Annotated in this window: 13 protein-coding genes; 3 read left to right on the plus strand and 10 right to left on the minus strand. The window is 74.0% G+C overall.

Annotated elements, in window-relative coordinates:
- Window positions 1-2: 2 nt before the first annotated feature.
- Entirely contained in the window at window positions 3-878 is an 876-nt protein-coding gene (locus tag ACFWZH_RS08675) for a glycosyltransferase family 2 protein (RefSeq protein ID WP_384427121.1), read from the minus strand.
- A 236-nt stretch (window positions 879-1,114) separates the two neighbouring features.
- On the opposite strand from ACFWZH_RS08675, the gene ACFWZH_RS08680 reads away from it, so the two are divergent.
- From ACFWZH_RS08680 to ACFWZH_RS08690, 3 genes are all read left to right on the plus strand, one after another.
- Window positions 1,115-1,477 carry a cupin domain-containing protein gene (locus ACFWZH_RS08680; RefSeq protein ID WP_384427123.1) on the plus strand — a complete coding sequence of 121 codons (363 nt, stop codon included), beginning with the start codon at window positions 1,115-1,117 and terminating at the stop codon, window positions 1,475-1,477.
- Window positions 1,478-1,848: 371 nt separating this feature from the next.
- The gene (gene trxA / locus ACFWZH_RS08685) at window positions 1,849-2,241 is read left to right on the plus strand and encodes a thioredoxin (RefSeq protein ID WP_384427125.1); all 393 of its coding nucleotides are present in this window, start codon (window positions 1,849-1,851) and stop codon (window positions 2,239-2,241) included.
- A gap of 11 nt (window positions 2,242-2,252) precedes the next feature.
- A complete protein-coding gene (locus ACFWZH_RS08690; protein WP_384427127.1) occupies window positions 2,253-2,849 on the plus strand; it encodes a histidine phosphatase family protein in 597 nt (198 codons plus the stop codon).
- 91 nt (window positions 2,850-2,940) lie between these two features.
- Here ACFWZH_RS08690 and ACFWZH_RS08695 read toward each other — a convergent pair whose 3' ends face one another.
- The 9 genes from ACFWZH_RS08695 to ACFWZH_RS08735 form a co-directional block, all read right to left on the minus strand.
- Window positions 2,941-3,972, minus strand: coding sequence for a rod shape-determining protein (locus ACFWZH_RS08695; RefSeq protein WP_384427129.1), 1,032 nt, complete (start codon window positions 3,970-3,972; stop codon window positions 2,941-2,943).
- A gap of 180 nt (window positions 3,973-4,152) precedes the next feature.
- Entirely contained in the window at window positions 4,153-4,761 is a 609-nt protein-coding gene (locus ACFWZH_RS08700; RefSeq protein ID WP_384427131.1) for a hypothetical protein, read from the minus strand.
- Window positions 4,745-5,554 (minus strand): FkbM family methyltransferase, encoded by an 810-nt coding sequence (locus ACFWZH_RS08705; protein ID WP_384427133.1) that lies wholly within the window; start codon window positions 5,552-5,554, stop codon window positions 4,745-4,747. The genes ACFWZH_RS08700 and ACFWZH_RS08705 overlap by 17 nt, the downstream gene beginning before the upstream one ends.
- Window positions 5,551-5,775 (minus strand): Trm112 family protein, encoded by a 225-nt coding sequence (locus ACFWZH_RS08710; protein ID WP_384427135.1) that lies wholly within the window; start codon window positions 5,773-5,775, stop codon window positions 5,551-5,553. The genes ACFWZH_RS08705 and ACFWZH_RS08710 overlap by 4 nt, the downstream gene beginning before the upstream one ends.
- Window positions 5,772-6,812, minus strand: coding sequence for a DMT family transporter (locus ACFWZH_RS08715; RefSeq protein WP_384427137.1), 1,041 nt, complete (start codon window positions 6,810-6,812; stop codon window positions 5,772-5,774). Before ACFWZH_RS08715 ends, ACFWZH_RS08710 begins: the two co-directional genes overlap by 4 nt.
- 62 nt (window positions 6,813-6,874) lie before the next feature.
- Complete coding sequence (locus ACFWZH_RS08720) at window positions 6,875-7,660, minus strand: class I SAM-dependent methyltransferase (protein ID WP_384427139.1); 786 nt, start codon at window positions 7,658-7,660, stop codon at window positions 6,875-6,877.
- Window positions 7,657-9,171: a condensation protein gene (locus ACFWZH_RS08725; protein ID WP_384427141.1), complete on the minus strand. Its 1,515-nt coding sequence runs from the start codon at window positions 9,169-9,171 to the stop codon at window positions 7,657-7,659. Before ACFWZH_RS08725 ends, ACFWZH_RS08720 begins: the two co-directional genes overlap by 4 nt.
- Window positions 9,168-13,679 (minus strand): alpha-(1->3)-arabinofuranosyltransferase family protein, encoded by a 4,512-nt coding sequence (locus ACFWZH_RS08730; RefSeq protein ID WP_384427143.1) that lies wholly within the window; start codon window positions 13,677-13,679, stop codon window positions 9,168-9,170. The genes ACFWZH_RS08725 and ACFWZH_RS08730 overlap by 4 nt, the downstream gene beginning before the upstream one ends.
- Window positions 13,676-14,401 carry a class I SAM-dependent methyltransferase gene (locus ACFWZH_RS08735; protein WP_384427145.1) on the minus strand — a complete coding sequence of 242 codons (726 nt, stop codon included), beginning with the start codon at window positions 14,399-14,401 and terminating at the stop codon, window positions 13,676-13,678. Before ACFWZH_RS08735 ends, ACFWZH_RS08730 begins: the two co-directional genes overlap by 4 nt.
- Window positions 14,402-14,403 lie beyond the last annotated feature (2 nt).

The following is a 14,403-nucleotide window of genomic DNA, read 5'->3' on the forward strand; positions in this document are numbered from 1 at the left end:
CCTCAGATGACCGGCGGGCGGCCGAGCCGCGTCATCCGCCACACCGTGCGCCAGCGGATCGGCCGGCGCCGTCCGCAGGGCGTGCGTACCCCTTCGGCGAAGCCGGCGGCCCAGGCGCGCAGGCCTGCCACCGAGCGGCTGCGTACGGCCGTCAGCGCCGCCCATACGCCCAGGTAGAGCGGCACCAGGACCGCGGGCAGATGACGCTTCGCCAGCCATACGCGGTTCCTGGCGACCATGCGGTGGTAGACCGCGTGCCGGGTGGGTGAGGTGTACGGGTGCTGGAGCACGAGTTCCGGGGCGTAGCGGATGTGCCAGCCGTCGTCCAGGGCCCGCCAGGCCAGGTCGGTCTCCTCGTGCGCGTAGAAGAAGTCGTCGGGCCAGCCGCCGATGCGGTCCAGCATCGGTACGGACAGCGAGTGCCCGCCGCCGAGGAAGGTCGTCACCAGGCCGCCGCGCTGTGGGTCGCCGGCCCGCAGGCGCGGGACGTGGCGGCGCTGGGTGCGGCCGAGCTCGTCGGCGATGCGGAAGCTCACGATGCCCAACTGCGGGTCCTCCCCGTGGAGTTCGGCGAGCCGACTGAAGACGTCCGGGCTGATCAGCAGGCCGTCGTCGTCCAGGTCGACCACCACGTCCAGGTCCCCGAGCTTGCGCAGTTCGTCCAGGGCGACGTTTCTGCCTCCGGAGACGCCGAGGTTCTCGCTCAGCTCCACACCCATCGCGCCGTGCGGCAGCGGCGGCAGCGGCGAGCCGTTCCCGACGACGACGATGTGGGCCGGCTGGAGGTCCTGTTTGGCGACCGAGTCCAGCAGCGCGGTCAGCTCGGCGGGACGGTTTCCCATGGTCAAGATGGCGACGCCTAGGCGCAGATGACGCACAGAAGGATGCTCCGTTCTTGGCGGGCTTGCCCGGTTGTTTCGGATGCTAGCCCTCGGGGTAAGCGGCTGCGCGCCACCGCACCCGCAGGGCGACATCCCCGTCGAGTACCAGTGAGTACGCACGCACGCACGTGCCCGCTCACGTACGCACGTCCGTGTGGCCGCCGGTCCCGCGGTGGGCGCACCATGGAAGGGACAGGGGGAACGACCGGTGGGGGTGGCGGGAGGTAGCCCTCATGTTGGAGATCAAAACGATCGACAAGCCGGACGAGCGGCGTGACTTTCCCAGGGGTCACCTCGAAGCCGTGCACCTGACCGGGCTGGACTTCGCCGTGGCCACCTTTGAACCGGGCTGGCGCTGGTCGGAGTCGGTCGGCCCGATCGCGGGGACCGACAGCTGCGAGGTCCACCACAACGGTGTCATGGTCCAGGGGCGTATGCGGATCAGGATGAACGACGGCGCGGAGTCCGAAGTGGGGCCCGGCGATGTCTTCGTCTGCCCGCCCGGCCATGACGCCTGGGTCGTCGGCGAGGAACAGGTCATCGTGTACGACTTCGCGGGCGGGATGGCGACGGAGTACGCCAGGGCCAAGGATTAGCCGGTGGCCGGTGGCCGGTGGCCGGTGGCCGGTGGCCGGTGGCCGGTGGCCGGTGGCCGGTAGCCGGTAGCGGTACGGCTTGCTGAGACTGGGACGGAGCGATGAGGAGGACCGCGGGGCCACGTGCCCGCGACAAGGTCCCGGGAGCCGGTCCCGGGGCCTTGTGGTGTGCGGATGCCGCTTCGTGGGGTGTGCGGGGCGCCCGTACCGGCGCGGCGTGTGTTTCCCCACGTCGATCGGGATGTCTAGGAACGCGTTCGGTGGGCAGGGGAGCCGGCGGTCCGGCAGGGGAATACGGCACGGGTTGATCCTGTTGCCGCTGCCGGAGACCGAGTGGACATCGTCGACAGACCGGAAGCAGGGACGTACGCATGAGCACGGTTGAGCTCACCAAGGAAAACTTCGACGAGATCGTCTCCGGCAACGATTTCGTCCTGATCGACTTCTGGGCCGAGTGGTGCGGTCCCTGCAAGCAGTTCGGCCCGATCTTCGAGCGGTCCTCGGAGAAGCACGACGACCTGGTCTTCGCCAAGGTCGACACGGAGGCCCAGCCGGAGCTGGCGCAGGCCTTCCAGATCCAGTCCATCCCGACGGTCATGATCGTGCGGCAGAACATCGCGGTGTTCGCGCAGCCGGGCGCGCTGCCGGCGGAGGCCCTGGAGGACGTCATCGGCCAGGCCCGCGCGCTGGACATGGACGAGGTCCGGACCTCGGTCGCCGAGGCCCAGGAGAGCGGGCAGGCGCAGGGCGGGTCGGGCCAGTAGGCTCGGGCCCCGTGAGCGAGCTACTTCTGGTCCGGCACGGCGAGACCGAGTGGAGCCGGAACGGCCGGCATACCGGCTGGACCGATCTGCCGCTGACCGCCCATGGCGAGGAGCAGGCCCGTGCGCTGCGGCCGCTGCTGTCGGGCCGGAAGATCGCTCAGGTGTACGCCAGCCCGATGGTGCGGGCGCTGCGCACCGCGGAGCTGGCGGGCCTCGCCCTTCCGCGGATCGATCCCGACCTGCGGGAATGGGACTACGGCGGCTATGAGGGCATCACCACCGCCGAGATCCATCGCGAGCGGCCCGGCTGGTATCTGTTCTCCGACGGCGTCGCCCCGGGCCCCGACGAGCACCCGGGGGAGTCCCCCGAGCAGGTCGGCGCGCGCGCCGACCGGGTGCTGGCCCGGATCGTGCCGCAGCTGCGGGCCGGCAAGGGCGATGTGGCGCTGGTGGCGCATGCGCACTTCCTGCGGGTACTGGCCGCGCGCAGGCTCGGACTGCCGGCCGGGGCGGGTGGACTGTTCACCTTCGAGACCGGGACCGTCGGCGTTCTGGGCACGGAGCACGACCGCCCCGCGGTGGTGGCCTGGAACGCCAGGAGCCTGTGAGCGCCAGAAGCCTGTGAGCGCCAGGTGTCTGTGAACTCCGGGAATCCGTGAACGTCGGGTGTCCGTGTACGTCGGGTGTCCGTGAACGCCGCTACGGCGCCATCGGGTCGAGGTGCAGGGGCTGGACCTTGCCCTCGATCATGGCGCCGAGTCCCATGACGGCGCAGGTGTCCGGTCGGTCCGCGGTGTGCACCGGCATGCTGGTGGCCTGATGGATCATCGGCTCCAGACCGGGGATCAGGGCGCTGCCGCCGGCGAGCATGATGCCGCGCTCGCCGAGGTCGGCCACCAGATCCGGCGGGCAGCGTCGCAGTACGGCGCCGATGCCGTCGAGGATCGCGGTCAGCGGGGTGATGATGGCGTCCCGTACCCGCTCGGTGTCGACATGCACGGAGCGTGCCATTCCGCTGACCACGTCCCGGCCGTGCACCTCGGTGGAGCCGGGGGTGAGCCCGTCGCCACCGGACAGGATCAGATGCAGCGGGCGCACGGCCTGGCTTGCCAGCATCAGTTCATGGTGCTGCCGCAGATGCTGGATGACGGCGTGGTCGATGGCGTTGCCGCCCACCGGCACGCTCTCCGCGGCCACGATGGAGCCCAGCGACAGCACCGCGACCTGTGTGGTGCCCGCGCCGCACATCACGATCATGGTCGCCTCCGGCTGCTCCACCGGGAGTCCGGAGCCGACGGCGGCGGCGACCAGGGTGTCGACCAGCTCGACCCGGCGCGCGCCGAGCCCGGTCAGCGTCTCCACGGCCGCCCGCTGGGCCAGCGGCTCGCTGCCGTACGGGAGGCAGACCGCGGCCCGCATCGTGGGGCGCCGCCGCCAGGTCTTGCGCAGCCCGTTGCCGACCAGGGTGCGCAGCAGTCGCTGGGCCATGTCGATGTCGACGACGGTGCCGCCGGAGACCGGGCGGACCACACGGATGTGGTCGGGGGTGCGGCCGTCCATCAACTCGGCTTGCTCGCCGACGGCCAGCAACGCCCCGGTACGGGTGTTGATGGCGGCGACGCTCGGTTCATCGACGACCAGCCCCTGGTTCTTGACGTACACCCTGGTCCGGGCCGCGCCGAGGTCGACGGCGGCCGAGCAGCGCCGCAATTGGGCGAGGCTGATGGTCATGGGTGATTCCTCCCCGGTGGGCCGGTATGGACGGAGCGCTCGCACGGACCGCTCGTGCGCCATCCTCTGATCGCCCCTGGGGGGCCGCCCGCTGGGAAGGTCCGGTCGGGGTACGGGGAGGGGCGGGCTACGGCGAACGGGTGAGCGGAGCCGGGGCGGTGGCGCGCCGATGGTCGGGGCTCAGTCGACGCGGCGCTGGTAGAGCCCCCAGGTGAATTCCGTGACGATGTTCCGCGGGGTGCCGTCGGGGCCCGGAGCCGTGCAGGCCAGCCGCCAACGGGTGGGGGCGCTGCCCTCCATCGGGCGGGCCGGGGCGAAGGCGCGTGCGACCTCGTCGACGGTGCAGGACCACGGGGCCAGGTCCGCGGTGGTCCGCAACTCGGGAGACGGGGCCCCGGGCGCCCGGACCAGCCAGGCGTTCCAGACGGTGCCCCGGGCCGCGGTGAGGACCTCGAACCGCAGGTCGGGCCAGAGGGGGACCGGCCAGGTCAGGGCCTGGCAGGTCAGATCGCCGATCCGGCGGGTGCCGACGGTCTGTGGGGCGCCCAGCAGCGCACGGTAGGGCTGGACGCCGCCCGCCCGCGGGGCGTGCATCCGCGCCTGCCAGCGGCGGTTGACCTCGCGCATCTCGGCGCGGGAGACGTGCAGCGCACGCAGCGCGTCCTCGACCATGCCGGGGTGGTGGTCGGCCATCCGGCGCAGCAGCACAAGCTGGAAGGCGACGGGTCCTGGCAGGTCGGAGGGGGTGCCGGGGCCGGTGGGCGGGTCATTGTCAGTGGCGGGGCTCATGATGGACATGGTCGTGGACGGCGGGGGTTTCGGGGGGTCCGGGGCGGTCGCCGTCGGGGAGGAAGAGCACGGAGTTCACATAGCGGCGGTGCGGTGCGAGGGAGCGGCGCAGCAGGCCGTGTTCGGCGACGTGGGAGGTGCGGGACTGATGGGCCGGCAGATCGAAGTCGTCCAGTGGCAGCCAGCGGTCGTGCGGCAGGACCCAGCCGCGATAGCCGTGGGCCGCCGTCCAGTCGAGTACGGGCGCGAGCGGCTGGATGCGGCTCTCCAACTCGACGAACAGCGCCGGCCGGTCACGCTCGACGGTCTCGGCCGCGCCGCGCAGCACCGCCAGCTCCGCACCGTCCACATCCACCTTGATCAGGGTGACGGACGCCAACCGGAGCGCGTCCAGGGGGAGGCAGGGGACGTCGAGGGTGGCGGCGTGCACCTCGCGGCGTACGAGCGAGGAGACCCCGCGGTCGCCGCGGCCGTCCGGGGGGAGCCAGAGGGTGGCGCAGCCGGCGTGGTCGGTGGCCGCCGCGGAGACCACGTCGACATGAGGCGGTGTGACGGAAGCGATCAGGCGGGCCAGGTGGGGGACGGGCTCGATGGTGACGACCCGGTCGGCCCGCCGGGCCAGCCGCCGGGTCCAGGGGCCGTACCACCCGCCCACATCGACGGCCGTGCCGCCCGGTGGGCAGAAGTCGGCCAGCCGCCGCAGCTCCGGCTCGAAGCGCGGATAGAGCCCGCCCGCCAGTGCCGACACCAGCCGGGCGGGCAGCCGGGGCCCCAGCCGCGCGGCGAGCGTCACGACGGCGCCCCCTGCTCGGCCAGGCGGCGCAGCAGACGGTCGTGTTCGGCGTCGGTGACCTGTTCGCCGGAGGAGGGGAGGAGCTGGGGAATGCCGTCGAGGATCGGATAGCGGCGGCGCAGCCGGGGGTTGTAGAGGATGCCGTCGGGGGTGACGAGGGACAGCGGGCCCTTGTCGAGGGGGCAGACGAGGATCTGCAGCAGCGGGTCGTCGGGCTTCATGGCTCAACTCCGTTGGCCGGTGGGCGGGATGGGTTGGTGCGGACGTGAGGTGGTGGGCCGGGAGCGTCATGACCAGGTCCGTCGGGGGCGTACTGACCAGGTCCGTCGGGGGTGTCGTGACCGGGCGTGGCGGTGGTGTCGTGAGGGGGCCCGGCGGGGGCGTCATGGCGCGGCAGCGCGAGCAGGACGGTGACGGCGACGGCGGTGCCGCCCAGCCGCAGGGCGAGTCGCAGCGGATCGGCGGGTAGCGGTTCACCGAACGCCACGGTGCCGCAGGCGACGGTGAAGACGCAGGTGACGGTGGTGCAGACGGGGACGATCACGGAGGCGCGGCAGCGTTGCAGCGCGGTCTGGGACAGGACCAGACCGGTGGCTCCGGTGAAGAGCAGGAGGTAGGGGTAGGGCGAGCGGAGGAGCTGGGCGGCGGCGCCCGCGATGTCGTCGGTGGTGAGCAGGCCGGAGACGCCCTTGATGGCCAGTGAGCTGACGCCGTAGAGCAGGCCGACGGCCACTCCGTAGGGGACGCCCGCGGTCGGCAGCCGGTGGCGGCGCAGGGCACGGCGTTCGGCCGAGCGGTAGAGCAGCAGTCCGGCGGCCAGCGAGGGCACGGCGATGGTGAGCAGCGTCGCGGGCGGGGCGGTGCGGGCGATGGCGCGGGCGTCCTCGCCCTGGAGGGAGGCGACGACCAGGACGAGCGCGATCAGGATCGCCACGATGCTCTGCCGCTCCCGGCCGCTGGTCCGCTCGCCCAGGACGACCGAGGAGAGGAGCAGCAGCAGGACCAGACCCGACACGAAGATGCCCTGGGCGGCGGCGAGGGGCAGGGTCCGGTAGACGGCGAGCTGGGCGGCGAATCCGGCGGCCAGCGCGAGTGAGCCGCCGAGCCACAGCGGACTGGACAGGAGGTGGCCGACGACCCGGGCGGGCCGGCGGGTGCTCAGCGCCGGCAGCGTGGCCAGCGCCCGTTTCTCCAGCACGAAGCCGGTGCTGTACAGGACATTGGCGAGCAGCGCGGACGCCACGCCCCACCACAGCATCGCGCTACCTCCTTCGTCGAGGGCCCCGTGGGTCTTCGTGAGGTGTCGGGCGGTCCGGTGGATCAGGGGCCGCTACGGCGGGCGTGGGCGAGCAGGATGGAGGCCAGGGACGGGACATGGCAGGCGGCCCGGTCCAGCGGGCGCAGGGGGCGCGGCACGTCGTGGTACGGGGCGCCGGTGATGCGTACGGCCTCGAAGCCGGAGGCCGTCAGGAAGCCGCGCAGCGCACGGGCGGTGTACAGGCGCAGATGGCCGACGACCTGGCTGCCCGGACGCCCGTGGATATGACGCAGGCTCACCTCCGAGAAGACCGGCTGGACTCCGGCCAGCAGGAGTCCGCGGTTGTACCAGGCGGCGAGATTGGGGGTGGAGAGCATGAGGTGGCCGCCGGGGCGCAGCACACGGCGCAGCTCGTCCAGGGCGGCATCGGGATCGACGAGGTGCTCGATGACCTCGCTGAAGAGGACGGCGTCGGCGGAGCCGGTCGCGAACGGCAGGCCGCCGTCGGTCAGTTCACCGCGTACGACGGAGGGGATGCGGGACTTCGCGCGGCGCAGCGCGTCCTGGGACCAGTCGACGCCGATGAGCCGGTGGCCCGCGAGGACCTCGGCGGCGGTGGCTGCGGCGAAGCCGTCGCCGCAGCCGAGGTCCAGGACGGTGGCCGGTGGCGCGCCGGAGCGTACGGGGCCCAGGGCGCGGGCCAGCAGCCGCGCCTGCCGCCGGCTGCGGGCTGCGCCGGACGCCACCGGCACGGCCGGGTTCTCGTAGAAGTCCCGCAGCCCGGTGGGGAGCGCGGTCGGGCCGGTTCCCAAGGCGCCGCTGGGGCGGGGGGCGGCGGGCCGGGTCATCGGGCGCGTCCTTCGGTCGGGGCGGCGGGGGGTGGGGGCGGCTGCTCAGGAGGTGGGGGAGCGGCGGGATCAGGCCAGGCGGTGGCGGCGAGCGAGGAGCGGAAGAGGGCGCCGAGCCGGGCACCGGCCGGATCGTCCAGCAGGGCGTGCGACCAGCGCAGCGCGAGCTGGATGCGGCCGCCGACGGAGACGGTGGTGACGGTGAGCCCGCGCGGCATCCGGGCGGGGGCGGAGAACCACACCGCGGTCGGGCGGCCGGCGTCACCGAAGTCCAGCGGATAGGGGATACGGCCGATGTTGGACAGGAGCGTGGTGGAGGTCCAGGGCGCGGCGGCGGCGCGCAGTGCGCGGGTGGCGGCGCCGCGCAGTCCGACGGGCAGTACGGGCGCGGTCAGCACCGCCCCGGAGAGCCCGAGTTGGGGTCCGGGCGGCGCCGACTTGAGGGCGCGGGTGCGGGCCGCCGTACGTCGCAGCAGCCGGGCCACCGCGTCCGGGTCGGGGGGATCGGCGGTCAGCAGCTCGGCGTCCTGCCGCTCCTCGGGGCCGAAGCCGACCGAGACCAGCCGGGTGCCGTTGCCGATGGGCATCCCGATGTCCCGAGGCCGGTCGTCGACGGGCATGGTGACGACGACGGGAGCGGTGCGGCCGGCGTGCAGCCGGTTCCAGCGGGACACCATCAGGCAGGTGGCGACCAGGAGTTGGTCGTTCACGGTGTACGGGGTCCGCCCGCCCACCCGGGGCGGACGGGCCGGCACCGGCAGCTCGGTGATGAGCATGCCGTTGCTCTTGTCCGTGGTGTCGGTGTCGGTGTCGGTGGCGACCCGGGCCGGACGGGAGAAGCGGCGCCCGACGCTCCCCGGGGCGGTCTCGTCGTCCGGATGCTCCGTCCCGGGGCCGGCGGCCCGTACCGGCGGCGGTGCCGGGGAGTTGTCGGCGCCGCCGTAGAGCTCGGCCGCGGTGGCCAGTACCCGGAGGCAGGCCGGGCCGTCCAGGGCGGTGTGGTTGATGGTGAGCAGCAGGACCGTGCCGTCGGCCGTCCCGGTTCTCTGTCGCCCGACGATCTCCAGCCGTACCGGCGGCGAGGCGTCCAGGGGCGGGCAGTGGGAGAGCGCGCGTTCCCGGGCGTGGCGGAGGGCGTCGGGCCCCGGTGGTGCGACGGCGACCGGGTCCACGTCCGGGGCGGCGGTGAGCTCCCACAGGTAGCGGCGGCGCCACCAGCGGACCGGCTCCTGGCGCATGAGGATGCGCGGGTGCCGGGCGAGCGCCTGATGGAACGCGGTGCGCAGCCGCGCGGGCTCGATCCGGCCGGGGAGGTGCACCTCGATGTGCACGGTCTCCGGCTCGTCGTCCTCCAGGCAGTGCCGGGAGACCTCGTCGACGAGGGGGAACGGGACACGGGCGACGGTGGGTTGGCGGGCCGGTCGCGGACCGGACCGGGGGACCGACGGGGAGGACGACGAGGCGGATGACGAGGAGGGTGGCGGCGCGGCGGCCGGCTGGAGCGCGGTCATCGTGCGGTGTCCTCCCCGTTGTCCCCCCGGTTGTCCGTCCCGTCGTCACCTGGTGGCACGGGTGGCGGCGCCGGCGGTGTCGACGGCCGGCCCGGCCGGCGCCGCTCGGCCCAGCGCGGACCGTCACCCCGGGCCCGTCCCCGGGCCACGATGGGGCGACCGATGGCCGCCGCACCGGGCTCGTTCCCCGTGTTCGCCACGTGCCCGGGGTCCGCGGAGCGCCCGGTGTTCACGGAGCGCGCGGTGTACGCCCCGCCCCGCGGCCGCCGCGGCAGCGGTGGCGGAGGCGAATCCGGCGGTGCGTCCGACCCCGCCCCGCCCGGTGCCCTGCCCCGTGGCCGGGTCGACACCGGCTCCGCCGTCGCCGTCGCCGTCGGCACGGTCACCACCCCCGCCGCCAGCCCCAGCAGCGCCAGCCCCTGTGCGAGGCCGCTGAAGGCGCCCTGGTCCGCGGCGACGGGCTCGCCCGCGCCGAGTGCCGCGACGACCCCGGCGGCCGCCATCGCCGCCAGCGCGAGCGGGACGAGCAACCGCGGCCGGAAGCGGGCCAGGAGCGCCAGCAGCGGCACGATCACCGCGTACGGCCCGGAGGCCATGGCCACCACCGCGGTGAGGGCGACGACTCCCAGCACCCACGAGGGGGCGGGCGGCGGCGGGACGTCGGGACGGGGGGTGCGGGGCGTGCGGCGGATCAGGGCGGACAGGACGAGCAGCACCACGCCCAGCGCTCCGCCGATCAGCCCCAGGTCGTAGGCGGTGGCCGGACCGTAGGACAGCTCGATGGTGCCGCCCGCCCCGGCCGGTACGAGGAAGGCCTGCTGCCAGCCGTCCACCCGCAGCGGGGTGAGCCGCCGCCCGTGGAGGGTGGCCTGCCAGCCGTCGTTGGCGTTCTCGTAGATCTGGAGGTAGACGGCCTGACCGGAGCCGACGGCGACGGTGCGGCGGTCCCCCGACCAGTCCTCGGCGGTGGCGTTGCGGGCCGGGCCGGCCGGGGCCGTCGCCGGCTCCGTGCCGTCGGTGTCTCCCCGGCGCAGCGTGACATCCGTCAGCGCCAGCGGACCCTGGTCGCCGGCCTCGACCCGGTGGCGGCCCGGCGGCAGTTCGAGTCGCCCGTCCTTGGCCGGCCCGGCGCACAACTCCACGTCGATCGGGCGGCGTTCGGTCAGATCGCGGACCCGGCCGGAGGCCTTGGTGGCGTGCAGTACGCCGTCGACGGCGAGCATCGGGCCCTGGCCGCAGCCGACCGTGAAGCGGGTGCCGGCGGCGGGCCGCGGGGTGCGGTAGGCGTCGAGTGCCGGCAGGTAGACCTCGCTGAGGCCGACCGGGAGTTGCAGGGCCTGGCCGGCGACCGGGTTGTGGATCGTCAGCTCCTTGACCTTGCTGATGGTGATGTCGAGCCGGTCGGTGGTGATCGGGTCGAAGCGGGCCTGGCCGTTCTCGTCGACGCCCGCGGTGGCCGCCCCGTCCGGTGAGTTGATCAGGATCTGCTCCGGGCGGGTGGAGATGCCGCCGGCCGCGGCCAGCACGATCTGGTCGATCTTCTTCTTGCCGGGCCAGCGCAGATGCAGCGTCGGGCGGTCGCCGGCGATCCAGGCGGTGGTCAGATCGCCGTCGACGAGGTTGCGGGGGCTGAGCGACTGCCCGAAGCCGAAGCTGGTGGAGTCGGCGGTGGCGGTGATCCGGTCCTTCTGCTCCGGCGCGACCCGGTCCAGCAGCCGGTCGAGTTCGGTGCCGGGGACCGCCAGCGCCGTGCCGGAGACGTCGTAGGCGGCGCGGTGCCCGGTACGGAACTCGCGGTGCAGCCCGACCTCGGCGGACACCGGCGACAACCCGCCCGGGTCGCTGCCGCGGTGCAGCGAGACGGTTTCGGCGGGAGCGTCGGAGTCCTGGGCGTCGGTGGGGAGTCGCAGCAGCCGGGTGACCTGGACGCCGGGCACGGCGATCTCGGCGAATCCGGCGCCGGAGAGGCCGGCGCGCGGGGTCTGCGAGCCCAGGATCGTCACCTTCAGCCACTTCGCCGTCCCGGCCGGGGCCTTGACCTGCTGGGGCGTTCCGTCGGGGCGCAGCGCGGAGTCGGCGCGGCCGCGGTCGGTCTGGATCCGTACGGACGTCGGGGCGGCGCGCAGCCCGTCGCCGGGCAGCGGGGTGAGGGTCAGCGCGGCGGGGACGGCGGTCGGACGGGTGAAGGCGATCTCGACCCACTGGCCGACGGGGTCGCCGGCGCTGCCCTCCGCCCAGGCGGTGTCCGGGTTGCCGTCGAAGGCGTTGACCGGGTCGTACTGCGGCAGGTGGAAGAGCCAGTTGCCGCTGGTGGAGGCGGTGACCGAGGACGCGCCGCGGAGGTGGGCGGTGGTCTGGTGGTCGATCCCGGTGGTCGGCAGGATCTGCCGGGGCGGCCGGCCGGGGTCCTGCACGCTGTCGGGGTGGTTTCGCTCGTCGGCCGTGTAGGTGTAGGAGGTGTTGCTGTTGACCAGCCCGAAGCGGGTGTCGGCGCGGCGCAGTCCGTCGGCGGTCAGCTGGAGCGGCGGGGTGCCGAGGCCGGGGTGGTGGTCGCCGGTCAGCACGGTGGCCCGGTTGCGCAGGGCGGGGTCGGCGGAGAGCTGCAGGAGCGCTTCGGGGCCGCCGCTGAGCCGGGCGGTGTCCGCGACGGGCCGGGCGGCGACGCGGCCGGGCTCGGGGGTGTTCTCGGGCTGGTAGATCTCGACGGCGCGCTGGCGCGGATACAGGCCCTGGATCTGCAGCGGGGCCTCGGCGGGGATCCTGCCGCCGGTGGTCAGCGGGCCGAAGGCGGTCACCTTGCGGTAGCCGGAGGCCTCCAGGGTCCGTTTGACGGTCTGCGGGGGGACGTAGCCGATCTGGTCGGGGTCGAGGTCGTTGCGTACCACCACGTCGTGCAGTCCGGCGCGGCCCAGGTAGTCGCGCAGGCCCGGAACCCGGGCACCGGTCAGCAGCGCCTGTTCGACGGCGTCCAGGGCCCGGCGGGCGCCCGGGGTGCCGAACGGGACGAAGTCGCGCTGCGCCCAGGGGGAGGTGGCGAGCACGTCGAGGGGCTCGTCGATGGGGGAGCCCCAGGTGTAGATGCCGTGCGCGGTGGCGGGGACGACCAGGGCGCGGCTGTGCGGGGTGTGGGTCCGCAGCCAGCCGGCGGTCTGCTCCCAGTAGCCGGGCAGCTTGGTGAAGGGGCCCGGCTGGAGGACGGTGCCGGTCAGGAAGGGCAGCGCGAGGGCGGGCAGGAGCAGCAGCGCGGTCAGGTGCGGCAGGCGGTGGCGGGCCGGGACGCGGCGGGTGCCGCGGCGCTCGGCGGCTACGGCGAGCAGATGCGCCAGCCCGAGGGTGAGCGCCAGGGCCAGGCCCGGGGTGAACTTGTAGATGTTGCGGAACGGGCGCAGCCAGCCGTTCAGCCAGTCCTGCCACAGCTCGTGCAGGGGGCCACCGAGCGCGCCGCCGTATCCGGCCAGCGCGATCAGCGTCACGGCCAGTACGGTCAGCAGGAGCCAGCGCCGTTCGGGCAGGTCGCGGCGGGCCAGGCCGGCCAGGCCCAGCGCCGCGGCCAGCGCCGAGCCGAGTACCGCGTAGGCGTTGGCCGTCATGGTCCAGCCGGCGGGCAGCCAGGGCTCGCCGAAGTTGAGGTAGCCGACCCAGTTGCCGGCGCCGCGCAGCAGTTCGGTGGCGGACATGGTGCCGGTGGTGGTGTCGGCCTGCTCGATGAACGGCATGAAGTTCTCGCCGTGGATGCCGAGCAGCAGCAGCGGCACCACCCACCAGGCGGTGGCCAGTACGACACCGGGCAGCCACCAGGCCAGCAGCCCGGTCCGGCGCGGCCTCGTACGCGAGAGCAGATACAGGCCCGCGGGCAGCAGCGCGGCCAGCGTCGAGGCCGCGTTGACGCCGCCCATGAAGGGGATCAGCAGCGCCGAGCGGGTCGCCGCGATACGGGCGCTCACTTGAGGGTTGGTCAGCGGCAGCAGGACCCAGGGGAGCAGCGCGCCCGGGAGGGCGGCGGCGGAGGTGGAGCCGATGACGAGGGTGAAGGTGGGCCACAGCGCGTAGCAGGCCGCCGCGATCAGCCGCGTCGGCGGGCTGCCGAAGCGCAGCCGTTCGGCCAGCCGCAGCGCGCCCCAGAACGCGGCCGTGACGATCAGCGACATCCACAGCCGCTCCGCCAGCCAGACCGGGACGTGGGCGAGGTCGGTCAGGCCGTAGTAGGGGAGCGTGGGGAAGGCGTAGCCGAAGTACTGGTCGGCGATGCCGCCGAAGCCCGCCCGGTCGTGCCACAGCTGCCCGAGGTCGCCGAGGAACTTCCAGGGGTCGGTGGTGACGCCCAGTTTGGTCTCGAACGTCATCTTCCCCGGCGACGGCGTCAGGAAGCCGGCCAGGGCGGCCGCCCAGAAGGCCAGTAACCAGCGTCTGCTGCGGGGCCTGCCGGGCGGTGGGGCACACGTGGTGCCGGTCCTGCCACCGGCATCGGGCGTTCCCGGGGACGGGGAGGGCCGCAGGGTCTGGGTCATGGCAACCGCCGGAGGATGAGGAGGAGGTTCCAGGTGGCGACCTCCCGGACGCCCGGGAGGCGGGGGACGGCCTCGGCGAGGAACGGCGCGTAGCGGGACCGCGCGGTGATGATCGCGACGTCGTCGCGTGCCCGTACCTGCCGCAGGGTGCGCCCGACGTGCACGGCGAAGAGGTTGACGCCCAGGGTGTGCTTGGCGTCCCGGCCGGTGCGCCGCCGGTAGCGCCGGCGGGCCCGTTCGGCGCCCAGGTAGTGCCAGGGCGCGGTCTCGTGGCCGCCCCAGGGGGAGAACCAGTTGGTGAAGGCCACGTAGATCAGTCCGCCGGGGCGGGTGACCCGGACCATTTCGCTGAGGAAGGTCTGCGGGTCGGCGACGTGCTCCAGGACGTTGGAGGAGAAGCAGATGTCGGCGGCGCCGTCGGCGAGCGGCAGCAGATAGCCGTCGGCGACCACCGCTGCCTCGGGCCTGCGGCCGCCGGCGGTCAGCTCCGCCGGGTCGGGCTCGAAGAGGTAGCCGTGGGCGCCGCGGCGTCGGAACTCCTCGGTGAAGTGGCCGGCGCCGCCGCCGACGTCGGCGACCACCGCGCCCTTGAGCGGCGCATGGCGTTCGACCTGGTCGGCGGCGTCGCGGGCGAGCAGCCGGTAGCAGTGCTCGGGTGCGGTCTGCTCCTGGAGGAAGGCGCGGAAGAGGGCGTAGGACCTGCGCAGCGAGGGGTCGCGCACCG

It is taken from the genome of Streptomyces sp. NPDC059008 (genome assembly GCF_042749045.1).
Taxonomy (GTDB): domain Bacteria; phylum Actinomycetota; class Actinomycetes; order Streptomycetales; family Streptomycetaceae; genus Streptomyces.